Source organism: Streptomyces huasconensis (assembly GCF_021028635.1).
In the GTDB taxonomy this organism is placed as follows: Bacteria; Actinomycetota; Actinomycetes; order Streptomycetales; family Streptomycetaceae; genus Streptomyces; species Streptomyces huasconensis.
Genome location: NZ_CP086119.1, coordinates 2,869,414 through 2,886,326, shown reverse-complemented (window position 1 = coordinate 2,886,326; position 16,913 = coordinate 2,869,414). Strand labels below are relative to the sequence as shown.

14 protein-coding genes, 2 tRNA genes and 1 riboswitch are annotated in these 16,913 nt (G+C 71.9%); of the genes, 7 read left to right on the top strand and 9 right to left on the bottom strand.

The genetic code is table 11. The features are described 5' to 3' along the window. Nucleotides 1-29 precede the first annotated feature (29 nt). A riboswitch (cobalamin riboswitch) is annotated at nt 30-171 on the bottom strand. A gap of 104 nt (nt 172-275) precedes the next feature. Then, the gene (locus J2N69_RS12935; protein WP_230900883.1) at nt 276-1,310 is read left to right on the top strand and encodes a glycoside hydrolase family 6 protein; all 1,035 of its coding nucleotides are present in this window, start codon (nt 276-278) and stop codon (nt 1,308-1,310) included. 86 nt (nt 1,311-1,396) lie between these two features. Here the strand turns inward: J2N69_RS12935 and glxA are convergent, their stop codons facing one another. The 4 genes from glxA to J2N69_RS12915 all read right to left on the bottom strand — a co-directional run bounded on the left by glxA (nt 1,397) and on the right by J2N69_RS12915 (nt 6,418). Beyond that, on the bottom strand, nt 1,397-3,334 hold the full coding sequence (gene glxA, locus J2N69_RS12930; protein ID WP_230900882.1) for a radical copper oxidase GlxA: 1,938 nt from the start codon (nt 3,332-3,334) through the stop codon (nt 1,397-1,399). Next, nucleotides 3,331-5,265: a glycosyltransferase family 2 protein gene (locus J2N69_RS12925; RefSeq protein ID WP_230900881.1), complete on the bottom strand. Its 1,935-nt coding sequence runs from the start codon at nt 5,263-5,265 to the stop codon at nt 3,331-3,333. The genes glxA and J2N69_RS12925 overlap by 4 nt, the downstream gene beginning before the upstream one ends. A 297-nt stretch (nt 5,266-5,562) precedes the next feature. Next, nucleotides 5,563-6,276, bottom strand: coding sequence for a FadR/GntR family transcriptional regulator (locus tag J2N69_RS12920; protein ID WP_230900880.1), 714 nt, complete (start codon nt 6,274-6,276; stop codon nt 5,563-5,565). 68 nt (nt 6,277-6,344) lie between these two features. Then, nucleotides 6,345-6,418: transfer RNA gene (locus J2N69_RS12915), tRNA-Lys, on the bottom strand. A gap of 208 nt (nt 6,419-6,626) precedes the next feature. On the opposite strand from J2N69_RS12915, the gene J2N69_RS12910 reads away from it, so the two are divergent. The 6 genes from J2N69_RS12910 (at nt 6,627) to J2N69_RS12885 (ending at nt 13,252) form a co-directional block, all read left to right on the top strand. Beyond that, nucleotides 6,627-8,021 (top strand): peptidoglycan-binding protein, encoded by a 1,395-nt coding sequence (locus J2N69_RS12910; protein WP_230900879.1) that lies wholly within the window; start codon nt 6,627-6,629, stop codon nt 8,019-8,021. Nucleotides 8,022-8,266: 245 nt separating this feature from the next. After that, on the top strand, nt 8,267-9,436 hold the full coding sequence (locus tag J2N69_RS12905; RefSeq protein ID WP_230900878.1) for an SPFH domain-containing protein: 1,170 nt from the start codon (nt 8,267-8,269) through the stop codon (nt 9,434-9,436). A gap of 152 nt (nt 9,437-9,588) precedes the next feature. Continuing rightward, nucleotides 9,589-10,191, top strand: a complete 603-nt coding sequence (locus J2N69_RS12900) for a lytic polysaccharide monooxygenase auxiliary activity family 9 protein (protein ID WP_230900877.1) — start codon at nt 9,589-9,591, stop codon at nt 10,189-10,191. A 735-nt stretch (nt 10,192-10,926) separates the two neighbouring features. Then, a complete protein-coding gene (locus J2N69_RS12895; protein ID WP_230900876.1) occupies nt 10,927-12,255 on the top strand; it encodes a sensor histidine kinase in 1,329 nt (442 codons plus the stop codon). Further along, complete coding sequence (locus J2N69_RS12890; RefSeq protein WP_230900875.1) at nt 12,207-12,893, top strand: LuxR C-terminal-related transcriptional regulator; 687 nt, start codon at nt 12,207-12,209, stop codon at nt 12,891-12,893. The genes J2N69_RS12895 and J2N69_RS12890 overlap by 49 nt, the downstream gene beginning before the upstream one ends. A gap of 38 nt (nt 12,894-12,931) precedes the next feature. Beyond that, nucleotides 12,932-13,252 carry a hypothetical protein gene (locus tag J2N69_RS12885; RefSeq protein WP_230900874.1) on the top strand — a complete coding sequence of 107 codons (321 nt, stop codon included), beginning with the start codon at nt 12,932-12,934 and terminating at the stop codon, nt 13,250-13,252. Between the two features lie 31 nt (nt 13,253-13,283). On the opposite strand, the gene J2N69_RS12880 is transcribed toward J2N69_RS12885, so the two are convergent. The 5 genes from J2N69_RS12880 to J2N69_RS12860 form a co-directional block, all read right to left on the bottom strand. After that, the gene (locus tag J2N69_RS12880) at nt 13,284-13,928 is read right to left on the bottom strand and encodes a response regulator transcription factor (RefSeq protein WP_230900873.1); all 645 of its coding nucleotides are present in this window, start codon (nt 13,926-13,928) and stop codon (nt 13,284-13,286) included. Next, entirely contained in the window at nt 13,919-15,061 is a 1,143-nt protein-coding gene (locus tag J2N69_RS12875) for a sensor histidine kinase (RefSeq protein ID WP_230900872.1), read from the bottom strand. Before J2N69_RS12875 ends, J2N69_RS12880 begins: the two co-directional genes overlap by 10 nt. Nucleotides 15,062-15,083: 22 nt before the next feature. After that, nucleotides 15,084-15,764: a DedA family protein gene (locus J2N69_RS12870; RefSeq protein WP_230900871.1), complete on the bottom strand. Its 681-nt coding sequence runs from the start codon at nt 15,762-15,764 to the stop codon at nt 15,084-15,086. Nucleotides 15,765-15,916: 152 nt separating this feature from the next. After that, nucleotides 15,917-15,990: transfer RNA gene (locus J2N69_RS12865), tRNA-Lys, on the bottom strand. 70 nt (nt 15,991-16,060) lie between these two features. Continuing rightward, nucleotides 16,061-16,819 (bottom strand): IclR family transcriptional regulator, encoded by a 759-nt coding sequence (locus tag J2N69_RS12860; RefSeq protein ID WP_230900870.1) that lies wholly within the window; start codon nt 16,817-16,819, stop codon nt 16,061-16,063. Between the last annotated feature and the right edge of the window lie 94 nt (nt 16,820-16,913).

Sequence of the window (16,913 nt, the reverse complement as noted above, 5' to 3'; positions counted from 1 at the left end):
TGGGCCTCCTTCTGGGGTTTCCACGCCCCATGGCAGGAGGACGACGGGTCAGTTCCTGACTTCCGCGTACGAGCGTGCGTACGCGGTCACAGTGGCGGGACCGTCCCGGATTCGCACCGGGTTCCTGGCGACCGTCGCCTCGATGTATGGACTTGTCGTCACGGAGAGTCCCAGCGCGTCGCGTCCCTGTCAACACCCGTCCCTGTCGACACCCGCTGGCCGGAGGTGCGCTGTGTCAGGATGGGGATACGGACAGTGCACCCGAGGGGGAGTGTATGTACCGAAACGACACCGGCCGCGGACGTCGTTCCGTGGCCAGGGGGGTGAGGACGGGGGTGGTGCTCGCGGGGGCCGCGCTGCTCCTGTCCGCGTGCTCCTCCTCCGGTGGCGACCCGGGGGAGAACGCGTCGGGGCCGCCCGCGGAGCAGCAGCCCAGGAGCAAGAACCCGTACTGGGTCAACCCGGAGGGGAACGCGGCCAGGCAGGTCACCGCGTACGAGAAGGACGGCGAGCGGGACGACGCCGAGCTGATCCGGAGAATCGCCCGCCGGCCGGTCGCCGAGTGGCTCGTCCCGGAGAACGCCGAGGACCAGGCGCGCGGCTTCACCGAGGCCGCCGAGAAGGCCGGCCGGGACGCCCTGCTGGTCCTCTACAACATCCCGCACCGCGACTGCGGCCAGTACTCGGGCGGCGGCGCGGCCGACGGCGACGCCTACCGCGCGTTCGTCGACGAGGTCGCCCGGGGCATCGGCGACCGGCGCGCCACGGTGATCCTGGAGCCGGACGCCGTACTGCACATGGTCGACAACTGCACGCCGGAACAGTTCCACGAGGAGCGCTACGACCTCCTCGGCGGCGCCATCGAGAAACTCACGTCCCTGAAGAACACGAAGGTGTACCTCGACGCGGGCAACGCGGGCTGGCAGAACCCCGACTCGCTCTGGGAGCCCCTGAAGCGGTCCGGCGTCGAGCGGGCCGACGGCTTCTCGGTGAACGTCGCCAACTTTCAGACCACCGAGGCCAGTACGGAGTACGGCAAGAAGCTCTCGGCGAAGATCGGCGGCAAGCCGTTCGTCATCGACACCGGGCGCAACGGCAACGGCCCTTACGACAAGGGCAAGGACCCGTGGTGCAACCCGCCGGGGCGGGCGCTCGGCGAGGAGCCGACGACGGAGACGGGCGATCCGCTCGTCGACGCCTACCTGTGGATCAAGCGGCCGGGGGAGTCCGACGGGACGTGCCGGGGCGGCCCCAAGGCGGGCGAGTGGTGGCCGGAGTACGCACTCGGCCTCGCAAAAAACGCCGGCTGAGGGGAGCGCCCCGTAAGGGGCGCGGGGAACTGCGCGCTCAGCCCAGGAAAAGCCGCAGTTCCCCACGCACCCGCCCGATTTGACCTCTACGGCACGCGAACCCACCGAGCCCGGCTCGGAGTCCCCTGATCATCCGTGACGAAAAGCATGTACCACCCGGACTCCACCAGACTCCGATTCCTCGGAACCGTCACGGAAACCGCCCCTTTGGACGTCTTCAAGTCCAGCGCGATCGACGTCTGGTCGATATCCGTGACATGAGTAGACGCACTCGGCCGAATCAAGCGGGCCGTCTTGATGGAGGACGCGTGCCGCGTCGGAAACGTACCGGACTCCCCTCGCTCGATCGTCTCAGGCCCCCGGCCAAGGCCCGGCCGCGCACCGCGGTAGAGGTACGGCGGCGTGTAGATCTCGATGCGCTGCTCGAAGACGCCCGGCTTGGTGTCGGCCTCGTCGGCGAAGAGCGGGTCCGAGCCGAAGAACATCACGCGGCCGTCGGGCAGCAGGACCGACCCGGAGTGGTAGTTGCGGCCGACCAGCGGGTCGGCGACCCTGCGCATCTCCCCGGTCCTCGCGTCGTAGATCCGCGCCTGGCGGATGTCGGAGTCGCCGCGCCCGCGGTAGTCCTGCGAGCCGCCGGAGATCAGGACGGTGTCGTCCGGCAGCGTCGAGATCTGCGGGTAGCGCGTGCCCTTCTCCAGGGAGGGCCCGTCGACGAACCGCGGCTCGTCCGCCGTCAGGTCCACGACGCGGGTCTTCTCGCTGGACCGCTTGGACTCGCCGACACCGCCGCCGCCGACCACCATGTACTTCTGGTCCTGGGCGGGCGGCAGCTCGACCGTGCCGGAGGTCTCCAGGAGATGCTGGTCGCTCAGGCCCGGGACGCCCTTCCATGTGTTGGTCCGCAGGTCCCAGATGCCCGGCTTGCGGCCGACGTCGGCGGGGCCGTACCCCGCGTTGGAACCGGAGTAGAAGAGCCTGCCGTCGGTCATCTGGAAGATCGCCGGGTACGTCGGGAACTGCCGGACGCCCTTGGTGTACGTCCACTTCCTGGTTCTCGGGTCGTACACCTCGTTCTTGCCCGGCACCAGCTGGCCGATCTCGTCCAGGCCCGAGGTGGAGAGGATGCGGCCGTCGGTCAGTGTGGTCAGCGTGGGGTACCAGCGGGCCTCGTTCATCGGGTCGACCTTGATGTACCGCTCGGCGACCGGGTCGAACTCGAAGGCGTCCTTGATCCCCTGGAAGTCCTTCTTGTCCAGGGCGAGTTTCTGGGCCATGCCGTAGACGTTGCGCCGGTCGGTGCCCTTCATGCCGTGGACGCGGTAGTTGTCCTGGGTGCCCGTCTCGTATGCGGCGCCGCTCCTGGCCGCCTCGACGTAGACCCGGCTCAGACCGGCCTCCGTACGGAGGAACTTCCCGGTCCGCTTGTCGAAGACCTTCTTCGCCTTCTCCACGAGGATGTTGTCCTGGGAGACGAACGTCCTGCCGTTCTTCTTGCCGGTGAACTTCGTGCCGGCCGGGATCGTCTTCGGCTCGTCCGGGTCCTCGTTGTGGACGATCATCAGGCCGCCCGCCTTGGTGACGTCGCCCTTCAGCTTCTCGTAGCGCTGTGTGCCGCCCGCGATCAGCAGGTTGCCGTTGCCCAGCTGGGTGTGGCCCGTGCAGAACAGGTCGGTGGGCGTCGGGATCTTCTTGATAGTCCCCTTGACCGGGTCCCACAGCCGGGTGTCGAACTTCTTCTTGTCGAAGTTGTCCTGGTCGTTGCCGGAACCGGCGACCAGCAGGACCTTGCCCGTGTGCAGGAGGGCCGCGTGGATGGTGTTCTGGCGGTACTCCTCGGGGAACTCGACGATGTCCCAGTGGCCGTTGTCGGCCTTGTACCCCGACTGGTTGATCTTGTAGTCGTGGTACTTCTCGGAGCCCACCCGCCACAGCCACGGGCCGTTCATCCCCGCCAGCGCGAGGACGACCGCCGCGCCGATCGCGATGCGGCGGACGCGGCGGCGACCGGAACGGTCCCTCATCGTTCACGTCCCCCGAGGCCCCCGAGTTCCTTGCGGGACATCTGCAGCGTCTGCTCGGAGGAGGCCCAGCTGGGCCTTGGCCGAGGCGCGTGCGGGGCCGGACGCCGCCCCTGCGGAGGTGCGGGGACCGGCGGCAGCGGGGCCGCCTTCCGCCGCTCCTCCCGCATGCCCCACCGCCAGACGAAGACCGGCGCCGCCGTGATCAGCAGGGCGAACGAGGCCCAGATGATCATCGCCGGGTGGGCGTGGCCGTACACGAAGGAGGCGGCCATCGAGGCGCCGAAGACCACGATGAAGAACAGGTGGATGCGGAAGGTCCCGAACAGCGTGTCGGGGCTTGCCGAGTCGCCCTTGGGCGTCACCACGAACCTGCTCTTGCGGCGCAGGGCCGCGTCGAGCAGGGAGCGCGCGTAGACCGGGGCGGAGAGCGCCGACATCACCATGCCCGCCACACCGCCGGAGCCCTCCGGCTCGTGCGGGGAGACATTGTGCCTGCGGTTCCAGACGTAGAGGCCGATCTGCAGCGCCGAGGCGTTGCCGTACAGCATCAGCCAGATGGTCGGGTCGATGTTCACGCCGGACGCGCCGAGTCCCAGGAACAGCGCGCAACTGAGCGCCGCCAGAATCCAGTTCAGGGCGGCCATCGGATAGAAGATGACCATCATCGTGTAGTTGAAGAGACGGCCGGGCGGCAGCGAGAACGGCGCCTTCCAGAACTGCTTGAGGATCGTCTCGTACGTCCCCCGCGACCAGCGCAGCTGCTGGGTGAAGAAGTCCGTCCAGGCGTTGGGGCCCTCGCCGACCGCGAGCACGTCGGGCGTGTAGACCGACTTCCACTTCCGGCCCGTCCGCGGGTTCGTCGCCCGGTGGATCTCGAAGCCCGTCGCCATGTCCTCGGTGATCGAGTCGTACAGGCCGCCGATCTGCCGCAGCGCCTTGACGCGTACGGCGTTGCTCGTGCCGACGAACATCGGCGCGCCGTAGGCGTTGCCCGCCCGCTGGATCAGCGCGTGGAAGAGGAACTGCTGCGACTCGGCGGCCTTGGTGACGAAGTTGTCGTAGTTGCCGTAGACCTGCGGGCCGATCACGAAGCCGACGTTCTCGTCGCGGAAGAAGCCGAGCATCCGCTCCAGGTAGTTCGGCATGGGTACGTGGTCGGTGTCCACGGAGGCGAAGTAGTCGTAGTCGTCGCCGTACGCGTCCAGCCAGGCGTTGTAGTTGCCGTGCTTGGTCCGGGCGCGGTGCGGGCCCTTCGCCGTGTTCCACTTCGCGATGCCCTTGCGCGAGAAGTGGCGCACGCCGAGCCGCAGGCAGACGTCCTTGGCCTCCGGGTCGTCGCCCTCGTCGAGGAGCCAGACGTGCAGCAGGCCGCGGTGGCGGATGCGGACCGCGGCCTCCAGTGTCCTCGTCACCATCTCGATCGGCTCCTTGCCGGGCACGAACGAGGTGAGGAAGGCGACTCTGGTGCCGGTCTGAGGGACCACCGGGACCGGGTCGCGGGCGACGAGCGTCGCGTGCGCGTTGGAGAGCACGTTCATGCAGCGGAAGAACTCGATCAGGCCGATCGACACGAGCATGACGACGTCGAGGACGGGCAGCCAGTCGTTCGCGACGTACTCCCGCCTCGTCCAGTGTGCGGGCTGGAGCAGCCAGCCGAGCAGGACGAGCGAGAGCAGCGGGGCCGCGCCCAGCATCAGCGCGGCCCGTATCCTGTGCGGCTCCTGCGAGAGCAGCGAGCGGTACCTCACGCGGTAGGGCCTGCTCGGGTCCGGCTCGGTCAGCGGCCCGGCGAGCCGGCTGTAATGCTCGTAGTCGTACCGCGGCAGGGTCTTGTTGATGCGGCGGAAGCCGCCCGTCCTGTGCGGTGGTACGCGGAGCCGGGCCGTTTCTGACGGGTCGTTGTGCCGCGCCCCCGTCGGCGTCGACGTCATGGTCATCCCCCCGCACGCGGTCGCCCGCGTGTTCTCGGTTCAGCCGCCCGCCGGGGTCCCCCATGACCCTCGCGGACGTGTCAGTGGCAGGCCGCCGTCCCCGCGGACAGGGACCGGCACGCCTCCGGTCGCCTTGATGCCCCCCTCGACATCGCTGCACGTACGGGGCCCTCATCCCCGCCCCGCCGCGGACGCGCGGGCCCCCAACTGCCCCATGCCGTCCGCCTCATGAGAACCCTCGGCTCCCGAACAGGTTTCTACGCCCTTCAGCATGATCGCAAGAGCGAAACAAGGCGTTTACCGGTCAAACGAGCTGTTTGAGGTGTCTCTTGGTGCAGGTGAGCCCAAACGTGTTCGAATGTTGCCGAAGTGTTCCCGTATGGCGCGCTCGGCCCGGAGGGCGTCCCCCGAGCGCACCGCCTCCAGGATCTCGCGGTGCTGCCGGCAGGTGACCCGGGGATCTTGCGGTACGTCCACCAGATCGGTGCGGACCTTGTGGAAGGCGTCCCAGAACGCCTCCAGGACCTCGCCGAGGAGCAGGTTGCCCAGCCCGCGGTAGAGCGCGGCGTGAAAGGCGCGGTCGGTCTCGGCGCGCACGGCGCCCTCGGGGGAGGCGGCCTCGGCGTCCATGCGGTCCACCAAGGCGTCCAGTTCGGCGAGGTCGGCCGCCGGGACGCGGCCCGCGAGGCGCGCGATCAGCCCGGTCTCCACGGCCTCGCGCAGCTCGAGCAGCTGGAGCAGGCTGTCCTCGCCGCGGTAGTGGCCCGCGACCGTGCGGAACGCGAGGCCCTCGATCATCGGCGCGACCGACATCGGACCGACATACGTCCCGAAACCGTGCCGGATCTCCACGATCCCCATGGCCTGGAGCGCCTTGAGGGCCTCGCGCACGGAGTTCCTGCTGACCCCCAGGCGCGCCATCAGCTCGGGCTCGGTGGGGAGCGAGGCCCCGGAGGGCAGCCGGGAATCGATGATGAGCTTCTTGATCCGCTCCTGGATGTCGCGCGCCATGGCGCAACCGTAGCGGGCCGCGGACACGACGAAGGCCCCCCGCGTGAACGGAGGGCCTTCGCTGTCTGTGCGCCGCCAGGGACTCGAACCCCGGACCCGCTGATTAAGAGTCAGCTGCTCTAACCAACTGAGCTAGCGGCGCCTGCTGACCTGGAGAACTCTACCGGACGCGCCGGGGTGCTCCGGACCACCCCCGCCGCCCCGAGTGCGCGGCGAGGACGCCCCCGAGGGGCGGCGGACGGGGCCGATACATCATTCGGACCGTCAACATGCGGTATCGCGGGACAGTTGAGAAACTGACGGACGTGCAGATTCGCGGACATTCTTTTCAGGGGTGTGAGGGAAATCGCATGGAGGACGCTCCGGTATTCGTGGAATTCGACCCCGAGAGCGACTGCGACTGTCCCGGCTGTATCCATGGGCGGCGCTCGATGGCGCACGCGCTGCCGACCCGCCTCGGGGGAGACCCGGCGGCGCACGGCGCGCGCCGCGCCCTGGTCCTCGTGGCGGCGGCCGGCACGGTGCTCGGCGGCCAGGCGCTGCCCGCCGCGGCCGCCGCGGGGGCGGGCACCCCGCCGACCAGGCCGGATGCCCGTCCGGCCGGGTCCGACGGCCGGCCGGCCGAGGACGGACCGGACACGCCACAGGGCAGCGCCAGCCCGTTGCACGGGGGCTCGGGCACCCCGGCGGCCTCGACCTACGGCACGATCACCCGTACGGAGATCATCGAACGGGCCCGGGCGTGGATCACCGCGCGGGTGCCGTACAGCATGAGCGCGTACTGGGCCGACGGGTACCGCCAGGACTGCTCGGGCTTCGTCTCGATGGCGTGGAACCTGAGCGGCAACGAATGGACGGGGAGCCTCGACAAGTACGCGGACCGCATTTCCAAGGAGCAGCTCCAGCCCGGCGACATGCTCCTCTTCCACAATCCGGCGAACCCCACGAATGGCTCTCACGTGACGATTTTCGGGGGGTGGACGGACAGTACGCGGACGCATTACGTGGCGTATGAACAGGCCCGGCCGCACGCCCGTAAACGGGCGACGCCTTATGGCTACTGGTCGAACCCGGACCGCTATCTGGCCTATCGCTTCAAAGGGGTGGCGGACGCCGAGGACCCCGCGGGCGCGGGGGAGGTGGAGGACCCGGCGGACGGCACGGCGGACGGCAAGGTGATCGGCGCGGCCTCCGCCGTGCCGCGGTACCCCGGCGCGAAGGCGTTCGGTCCGGGGGCGGACAACCCGTACGTGACGCGGCTCGGCAAGGCCCTGATCGCCCGCGATGGCCAGCGTTTCTACCGCTCGGGCCCCGGACCGCGCTGGACCGAGGCGGACCGCAGGGCGACGCGGGCGTTCCAGCTGGCGCAGGGCTGGCGGGGCGCGGACGCGGACGGGCTGCCGGGGCCGAGGACGTGGTCGTACCTGATGAAGGGGGAGGGACGGGACATCCCGGCGGCGGACGCGAGCACGGGCGCGCACGCGGGCAGCGCCGGTCCGCAGGGCGCGCCCGGCTATCCCGGCCGGGGTGTCTTCCGCCCCGGCCGGTCGCACGCGGCGATCGAGCGGCTCGGCAGGCAGCTGGTCCGCAAGGGCTTCGGCAGGCACTACGCGCGGGGCCCGGGCCCGGTGTGGAGCGAGAGCGACCGGCGCAATGTGGAGGCGTTCCAGCGCGCCCAGGGCTGGCGGGGCGCGGCGGCCGACGGCTATCCGGGGCCGGAGACGTGGCGGAGGCTGTTCCGGTGAGGGCCGGGGCCGTGCGGGGGAGGTGGGACAGACGGGGCAGGCGGCGGACGGGACCGGCATATGTATGGACGAGGTCGACGCACGTACGAATGAGGCCGAGGCACGCGCGGACGGACTCGACGCACACGCGGACGGGAGCAGCGCCCGCACGGACGGGGTCGACGCCTGCATGGACGGGGTCGACGCACGCGCGGACGAGACCGACACAAGAGCGAGACCGAGCCACGAACGAGGCGGAGGCACGGATGAGTGCGACGGCAGCTTCACAGCCCCAGTCCCCGCGGACCGGCGGGGTGTCCGAGTCGGCCGTGGCGCGGCCGGCGCGGGTGATCCAGAGCGAGGCCACCACCGAGATCCCCGTGCACCTCCTCTTCCGCGACGACCCGGACGACGTCACGGGCGTCCCCCTGGCGCCCGCCGTGGTGCGGCGCAGGCAGGGCACCGGGGAGCAGCCGAAGGCGGTACGGCGTCCGGCGGCGCCTTCCGCCGAGGTCGTGCCGCGCCCGGTGCCCGACGTCGACCCCGCACTGGTGGAGCGCCGGGCGCGGGTGCTGCCCGGCCTCGCCGGGGTGCTCGGCGGGTGCGCGGGCGCCGCCGGATGCGTGCTCTCGCTGTGGTGGGCGGGGGTGCTGCCCGAGCCCGCGCGGCTGGTGACGGGACTGCCCGGGTACGGGGGCGCCGGGCTCGGGGCGGCGCAGTGGGTCTCGCTCGCGGGGTCGGGGGCGCTCGGCCTCTTCGGGTTCGGCGGACTGGCGCGGGGGCGCGTCGGGCGGGCGTGGGTGCTGAGCCTCTTCGGCCGCTACCGGGGCACCGTCCGCCGTACCGGCCTGCTGTGGGTCAACCCGCTGCTGCTGCGCCGCCGTGTCGACGTACGCCTGCGGCACTGGCGGAGTGAGCCGATGCCCGCCGTGGACCGGGGCGGGGTCGCGTTGCGCGTCGTCGTCCTCCTCGTCTGGCGGGTCAAGGACACCGCGCGGGCGACGCTCGCGGTCGAGGACCACCAGGCGTATCTGCGGGAGTGCGTGGAGGCAACGACCGCGCGGGTGCTCTCGCGGCTGCCGGCTGACGCGTTCCACGAGGACGCGCCCACCCTGCGCGACGCCGATGCCGTCGGCGCCGCGCTGACCCGGGCGCTCGCGGCCGAGGCGGAGGTGGTCGGCGTCGAGGTGTTCTCGGCGCAGCCGACCCGTATCGAGTACGCGCCCGAGGTCGCCGCCGCGATGCAGCGCAGCCGGATGGCCGCGCTCGACGCGCGCCACCGCGACACCGTCCTGAACTCGGTGGTCGACTCCGTCGAGGACACCGTGACGCGGCTGACGACGCGGGGGCTGGTGGAGCTGGACGACTACGAGCGCAAAGCGTTGGTGAAGGACCTGACGGTGGCGTTCTGCACGGCACGCGCGGACCAGCGCTGACGGCACCCTCACGCAACTGCCGTAACACGTCCGTAAGTTGAATCTGCGATTGGTATGGACATGTTCAACTCGCGGCCATAGCCTGAACTTGGTCTAGACCGCAGTGCGCGCACGGCTCACGGAACACCCCCACGTTCGGTCAGGAGCGGCACATGCGTAAGAAAAAGGTGTACGCGGCCATGGTCGGCCTCACCACGGTCGGCGCGTTCGCGCTCTCCGCCGGTGGCGCCAGCAGCCACGGCTACACGGACCTGCCGGCCAGCCGGCAGATCAACTGCGCCAAGGGTGTGGTGACCAACTGCGGCTCGATCCAGTACGAACCGCAGAGCGTCGAGGGACCCAAGGGCTTCCCCGCCGGGGGGCCCGCGGACGGCAAGATCTGCTCGGCGGGCATAGCCGGCTTCAACCAGCTCAACTCGCCCAGGACGCCGAACGGCGGGGCCTGGCCCGCGACCCAGGTCAGCGGCGGGCAGAGCTACACGTTCCGCTGGCAGTTCACCGCCCGGCACCGCACCACGGACTTCAAGTACTACATCACCAAGCAGGGCTGGGACGACAGCAAGCCGGTGACCAGGGCCGCCCTGGACACCACGCCGTTCCTCAGCGTCCCGTACAACAGCCAGCAGCCGCCCGCGACGCTCTCGCACAGCGGCACGATCCCCGGGGGCCGCAGCGGGCACCATGTGATCGTCGCGGTCTGGACGGTCGCGGACACGGCGAACGCGTTCTACGCCTGCTCGGACGTCAAGTTCTGAGCCGTGGCAGCTCCCGCGTACGCCGCGCACGCCCGCGCGGCGTACGCGGCACGGAACGTCAATGACGCTGCGTTGCCCGGCAGCCTCCCCTACCCCGCCGCTTCGCGCCGGACATCTCCCCACCCACCCGCCCGTGACCCGGCGTCGAGACGCCGACGTAGGAGCAACGGAAGCCGACAACAGCCCGCAGTCGCAAGCGCGGCCGAGGGGACGTGGGGGTATGTGCGCGCGGAGCACAGGGGAACCCCGTGACGGAGCCGATCAGCACCCGGGCGGCGGCGCCAAGATGGCGAGCACGGACATACCCCCGCGGCCCCGCCCCACGACCGAACCCGAGGCGGCGCCGGAAGCCGACGACGGCCCGCAGTCGCAAGCGCGGCCGAGGGGACGTGGGGGTATGTGCGCGCGGAGCACAGGGGAACCCCGTGACGGAGCCGATCAGCACCCGGGCGGCGGCGCCAAGATGGCGAGCACGGACATACCCCCGCGGCCCCGCCCCACAGCCGAACCCGAGGCGGCGCCGGAAGGCGACGACAACCCGCGGTCGCCCGACGGCCCGAGGGGACGTGGGGGTATGTGCGCGCGGAGCACAGGGGAACCCCGTGACGGAGCCGATCAGCACCCGGGCGGCGGCGCCAAGATGGCGAGCACGGACATACCCCCGCGGCCCCGCCCCACAACGAACCCAAGCGGCCGCACCCACCAACCCCGGCACCCACCCCCTACCGTGACCCCATGGCGAGGGAGAGCGTATGGCGTGGGTTGCGGGGGCGGGGCTACCTCAGGAGCAGTGCTCCCTGGCGCAGCGCCGGCTACCTGCTCGGCGGAGCCCTCCTCGGCGCCGCCGTGTTCCTCGTCGGCACCGCCCTCACCGCCGTAGCCGCAGCCCTGACGCTCGTCCTCGTCGGCATCCCCCTCCTCGCCGCCCTCGCCCTCTCCGGCGTCCCCCTCGCCGCCCTGGAACGGCGCCGGATGCGCCTAGTCGACCCCGACCCGGCGCCCACCCCGCACCGCACCCCGAACACCCCCGGCATCCACGCATGGCTCCGGCTCCGCCTGACGGAGCAGGCCACGTGGCGCGAGCTGGCCCACGCCGCCCTGTTCGCCCTCGTCCTGTGGCCCCTGGACCTCCTCGTCCTGGCCGCCACCGTCGCCTTCCCCGCCCTCCTCGTCGCCGCCCCGGCGCACCTCGCCACCGCCGGCGGCCCCGGCCACGACATCCGCCCCGCCAAGCTGTGGCTCGTCGACGCCTACCCGGCGGCCTGCGGCACCGCGCTCCTCGGCCTGCTCCTGCTGGCCGTACTGGCGTACCCGCTCGGCGCGTACGCCGCCGCCCGCGCCGCGTTCGCCCGCCTCCTGCTCGCCCCGCGCGAGTCCGAACTCGCCGCGAACCTCGCCGAGGTGACCCGCTCCCGGGCCCGGCTCGTCGACGCCTTCGAGGCCGAACGGCGGCGGATCGAACGTGACCTGCACGACGGGGCGCAGCAGCGGTTGGTGGCGCTCACGATGCGCCTTGGCCTGGCCCGGCTCGACGCCGAGCCCGGCAGCGCCCTCGCCGGGCAGCTCGCCGCCGCGCACGACGAGGCGGGCCGGGTCCTGACCGAACTGCGGGAGCTGATCCGCGGCATCCACCCGCAGGTCCTGGCCGACTACGGTCTCGCCGCGGCGATGGAGGACGCGGCGGACCGCTCGGCCGTGCCCGTGACGGTGACCATAGAGGGGGACGGGGCGCCGCTGCCCAGGCTGCCCGAACCCGTCGAATCCGCCGGGTACTTCGCGGTGCGCGAGGCCCTGGCGAACGTCGGCAGGCACAGCGGCGCGACCAGGGCCCGCGTCACCGCCGCGCACACCGACGGAGTCCTCCGCCTCGACGTGTGCGACGACGGCCGCGGCGGCGCGGACCCGGCCCGCGGCACGGGCCTGACCGGGCTCGCCGACCGCCTCGCGGTCCTCGATGGCACACTGACGGTCACCAGCCCGCCGGGCGGCCCGACAGTCCTGTCCGTGGAGATCCCGTGCCAAGCCCAACCCCGACGCCAGCCTCAACCCCCGCCCGCCGCCTGAGAGTCGTACTCGCCGAGGACGGCGTGCTGCTGCGCGAGGGGCTGATCGGCGTGCTCGGCCGCTTCGGGCACGAGACGGTCGCCGCGGTCGGCGACGCGGACGCGCTGCGGGACGCCGTGGCGGCGTACGAACCGGACGTCGTCGTCACCGATGTGCGCATGCCGCCCGGCTTCCAGGACGAGGGGCTGCGGGCGGCGGTGGAGCTGCGGGCGCGGCGGCCGACGCTGCCGGTGCTCGTGCTGAGCCAGTACGTGCAACGGTCGTACGCCGCCGAGCTGCTGGACAGCGGGGACGGCACCGGCGTCGGCTATCTGCTCAAGGACCGCGTGGGCCAGGTCGAGCAGTTCGTGGAGGGACTGACGCGGGTCGCGGAGGGCGGCACGGTCGTCGACCCGGAAGTCGTACGGCAGTTGCTGCGGCGGCGGCGCGACCCGCTGGAGCAGCTGACGCCGCGCGAGCGGGAGGTGCTGGCGCTGGTCGCCGAGGGGAAGTCGAACGGCGCGATCGCGGGCCAACTGGTCGTCTCCGAGGCGGCCGTGGGCAAGCACATCGGCAACATCCTGGCGAAGCTGGATCTGCCCCCGGCCGACGGCGTCCACCGCAGGGTGCTGGCGGTCCTCGCGTACCTCAGAGGATGACCCCGGCCCGCTCGCCTGAGCGATTACGATCCACTCTCATGAGCGCGCCCGACCAGACCGACCCCCAAGGCCCCACTCCCACTCCCACCCCCGCCACCTCTGCTCCCACCCCCGCCGCCCGCGCCCGCCGCGCCCGCATCGCCGCGGCCGGGCTGCTGATGGCCGCGGCGGCGGTGGTCCTCGCGCTGCGTCTGGCGAGCCGCTCGTCGGTGCTGGTCGTCGGGGTCTACGGGCTGCTGCTCATCCTCTGCGGCGTGGTGATCGAACTGAGCCGCCGCGGCCGGACGCGGCTCGGCACCTGGCTCCTGGCGGCGGGGCTCGTGGCGGCCCTGGTCATGGACGGCGTGGTCCTGTCGTGACCCCGGCCGCGCGGCGGACGCGCCGCTCGGCTCAGGACTCCAGGTAGCGCAGGACCGCGAGGACCCGGCGGCTGTAGCCGGTCGTCCGGGACAGGCCCAGCTTGTCGAAGATGGCGTTGAGGTTCTTCTCGACCGCGCTCAGCGAGATGTGCAGCTTCTCCCCGATGGCCGCGTTGGTGTGCCCCTCGGCCAGCGCCTCCAGGACGGTGCGCTCGCGCGGGGTGAGGCGGGTCAGCGGATCGGCGTGAGTGGTGCGGATGAGCAGCTGCCGGACCACTTCGGGGTCGATGGCGGCGCCCCCCGCGTGCACCCGCTCCAGCGCGTCGAGGAACTCCTCGACCTGGGCGACGCGGTCCTTGAGGAGGTAGCCGACCCGTTCGGCGCTGGAGGTGAGCAGCTGGGCGGCGTAGTTGCGTTCCACGTACTGGGAGAGGACCACCACGCCGATCTCCGGCCGCAGTTCACGGATGCGCACCGCGGCGCGCAGGCCTTCGACGGTGTGGTCGGGCGGCATCCGGATGTCGGTGACGACGACGTCCGGCGTGGTCGCCTCGACCTCCGCGAGGAGTGCTTCCGCGTCACCGACGGCGGCCAGCACCTCGTGGCCCTCCTCGGCGAGCAGCCGGACCAGGCCCTCCCGCAGCAGGGTCGAGTCCTCGGCGAGGATTACGCGCACGGCAGCTCCGCGGTGATCGTGGTGGGTCCCCCGAGGGGGCTGTCGACACGCAGTGTGCCGTCGAGCGCGGCGACCCGGCTGCCGAGCCCGGTCAGGCCGCTGCCCGACGGGTCGGCGCCGCCGACACCGGTGTCCCGGACGAGGACGACGACCGAGGGCCCGTCCCGGTGTACGCGGACGAAGACCTCGTCGGCGGAGGCGTGCTTGGCGGCGTTGTTCACGGCCTCCGAGACGACGAAGTAGGCGGCTGTGCTGACGGCGGGCGGCAGCGGCTCCGGCACGTCGTACTCCATGCGCACCGGCACCGCGCACCGCTCCGACACCCCGCCGAGCGCCTCGCGCAGGCCCAGGCTGTCGAGGGCGGTGGGATAGATCCGCCAGGCCACCTCGCGCAGTTCGGTGAGGACTTCCTGGGCCTCTTTGTGGGCCTGTTCGAGCAGGGCGTCGGCGTGCTCGGGGGTGCGGCCCCTGCGTGCTCTGCCCAGCAGCATGGCGAGGGCGACGAGCCGCTGCTGGACGCCGTCGTGCAGGTCGCGTTCGACCCGGCGCCGCTCGACGTCGACGGCACGGACCACCGCGGCCCGGCTGGTGGCCAGCTCGTCGATGCGGCGCCGGAGGAGTTCCCGCTCGGAGGGGCCGAAGCACTCGCGGGCCAGCCGCGCGTCCTGCTCGGTGAGCGCGCGCAGGCCCTGCACGGCGAGGAAGAGCAGGGTGCCGCCGAGGACGACCTGGCCGAGCACGTCCACCCAGGTCATCGAGGTGTGGGTGAGCGACACGGCGAAGACCCCGGCGAGCACCGCGCCGAAGTCGACCAGGCCGACCACGACCGCGCAGAGCAGCCCGGAGTACGTACGGGCCGCGAGATAGCGCAGGATCTGCTGGTCGGAGGCCCGGTGCTCGGGGAACGCGTCGCGGAAGAAGAGGGAGCGGCGGCGCCGCTCGACCCCGGTGAGCCTGCGGGCGCCCGCGGCGAGCAGCGCGTGGGCGCGGGGGCGGGTGCGGGGCCAGAGCAGGAAGGCGCCGAGGACGGCGCCCGCGACGACGAAGTACAGCAGGTTCAGTACGGCGGTGAGGCAGCCGACGAGCACGCCGGCGACCCTGAGCAGGAACGGGGCGGCCACGGGCTGCTTCACGTCGTCCGACACTAGCGGACCCCTAGCCGCGGCGGCGGTGGCGGGCGGCCGCACCCACCGGGGTCCGGTTGCGGGACCGTACGCGCACGATCACGTACCCGGCGACGGCCGCGAGCGCGAGGACCAGGACGATCTTGGAGAGGACCCCCACGTAGGTGCCGACGGTGTCCCACTGGTCGCCCAGCCAGTAGCCGGCGAGGACGAGCACGGAGTTCCAGACCAGGCTGCCCAGTGTGGTCAGCGCCAGGAAGATCGGCAGCGGCATGCGCTCCACGCCGGCCGGTACGGAGATCAGGCTGCGGAAGATCGGCACCATCCGCCCGAGGAGGACGGCCTTGGTGCCGTGCCGGGCGAACCAGGCCTCGGTGCGCTCCAGGTCGGAGGCCTTGACCAGCGGCAGCCTCGCCCACAGGGCGTGCATGCGCTCGCGTCCGAAGGCCACGCCGATGCCGTAGAGGGCGGCGGCGCCGACCACCGAGCCGAGGGTGGTCCAGAACAGCGCGGAGAACAGGGTGATCACCCCCTGGCCCGCGGCGAAGCCGGTGAGCGGCAGGATCACCTCGCTGGGCAGCGGCGGGAAGAGGTTCTCCAGCGCGATGGCGAGCCCGGCGCCGGGGCCGCCCAGGGTGTCCACGAGGTCGGCGGCCCACCCGGCGATGCCGCCGACGGGTTCCTGGGGCAGGGCGAGAGTCATGAAGTCCATGGGAGAGACGCTAGAAAGCGCAGGTCGGCGAGGGTATGGGGGTTGCCGTCGAGTCGGGGTGCGGTTTTCCGCACCCCCGCGGGCGGGGCGAGCCGGGACGTACGCGAAAGGGCGTCCCCGGAGGCCGGGAACGCCCTTTCGGCATTCGCAAGTGCGCCGCCAGGGACTCGAACCCCGGACCCGCTGATTAAGAGTCAGCTGCTCTAACCAACTGAGCTAGCGGCGCCTGCTGACACGTAAATACTACCTGGCCCGAAAGGGTGCTCCTGACCATGCCGGTACGCCACCACGCCGCGCTAGATCGCCAGGGAGAGCAGCACCGGCGCCGCCCCGCGGTTCAGCGTGTCCGCCGCCTCGCGCAGGCGGTGGGCGTGCTCGACCGGCAGGGACAGGGCGAGGCAGCCGACCGAGGAGCCCGCGGTGATGGGGACGGCCGCGCAGACCGTGCCCACCGCGTACTCCTGGAGGTCGAGGACCGGGACCGTGGCGGGCTGGGCGGCGAGGCGATTGAGCAGGACCCGTTCGTTGGTGATCGTCCGGGAGGTGAGGCGGGCCATCCGGTGGCGGGAGAGGTGGTCGCGGCGGCCGTTCACGTCGAGCTGGGTGAGCAGGCTCTTGCCGACGGCGCTGGCGTGGGCGGCGGAGCGGAAGTCCACCCATTCGTTGACCGCCGGGGTGCGGGGTCCGGCGGCGATGTCGGTGACGCGGACCTCGCCGTCGACGTACCGGCTGATGTAGACGGCGGCGCCGATGGAGTCGCGCAGGCCGTTCAGGGTGCGCCGCAGCTTCTCGCGCAGCGCCTCGTCGTGGTGGTCGGCCGAGGCGAGCCGGCTGAGGCACTGGCCGGTGACGTAGGCCCCGTCGGCGGTCTGCTCGACGTACCCCTCGCGGCGCAGCATGCGGAGCAGGGATGCGAGGCGGCCGGCGGGGAGGCGGGTCTCGCGGGCGAGTTCGACGGTGGCGACGCCGGAACCGTGCCGGGCGACGATCTCGAGCACCCGCAGCGCGCTCTGGACGGAGTCCTGCGGCGCGGTCGCCTTGTGCTTCAACGCCACGGCTTCCCCCTGCGTGGAGCGGTTCCGGACAGTCGGCCTCCTCTCACGATAGCCGCCAAGTGGCGCACAAGGGACGCCTGTTGAGCATATTGGC

Bases quoted from the DNA above. Each gene is read 5' to 3' on its own strand.
- J2N69_RS12935 (WP_230900883.1), top strand. From the start codon at position 276: ATGTACCGAAACGACACCGGCCGCGGACGTCGTTCCGTGGCCAGGGGG.
- J2N69_RS12925 (WP_230900881.1), bottom strand. From the start codon at position 5,265: ATGACGTCGACGCCGACGGGGGCGCGGCACAACGACCCGTCAGAAACG.
- J2N69_RS12905 (WP_230900878.1), top strand. From the start codon at position 8,267: ATGAGTGCGACGGCAGCTTCACAGCCCCAGTCCCCGCGGACCGGCGGG.
- J2N69_RS12870 (WP_230900871.1), bottom strand. From the start codon at position 15,764: ATGGACTTCATGACTCTCGCCCTGCCCCAGGAACCCGTCGGCGGCATC.
- J2N69_RS12900 (WP_230900877.1), top strand. From the start codon at position 9,589: ATGCGTAAGAAAAAGGTGTACGCGGCCATGGTCGGCCTCACCACGGTC.
- J2N69_RS12885 (WP_230900874.1), top strand. From the start codon at position 12,932: ATGAGCGCGCCCGACCAGACCGACCCCCAAGGCCCCACTCCCACTCCC.
- J2N69_RS12910 (WP_230900879.1), top strand. From the start codon at position 6,627: ATGGAGGACGCTCCGGTATTCGTGGAATTCGACCCCGAGAGCGACTGC.
- J2N69_RS12895 (WP_230900876.1), top strand. From the start codon at position 10,927: ATGGCGAGGGAGAGCGTATGGCGTGGGTTGCGGGGGCGGGGCTACCTC.
- glxA (WP_230900882.1), bottom strand. From the start codon at position 3,334: ATGAGGGACCGTTCCGGTCGCCGCCGCGTCCGCCGCATCGCGATCGGC.
- J2N69_RS12920 (WP_230900880.1), bottom strand. From the start codon at position 6,276: ATGGCGCGCGACATCCAGGAGCGGATCAAGAAGCTCATCATCGATTCC.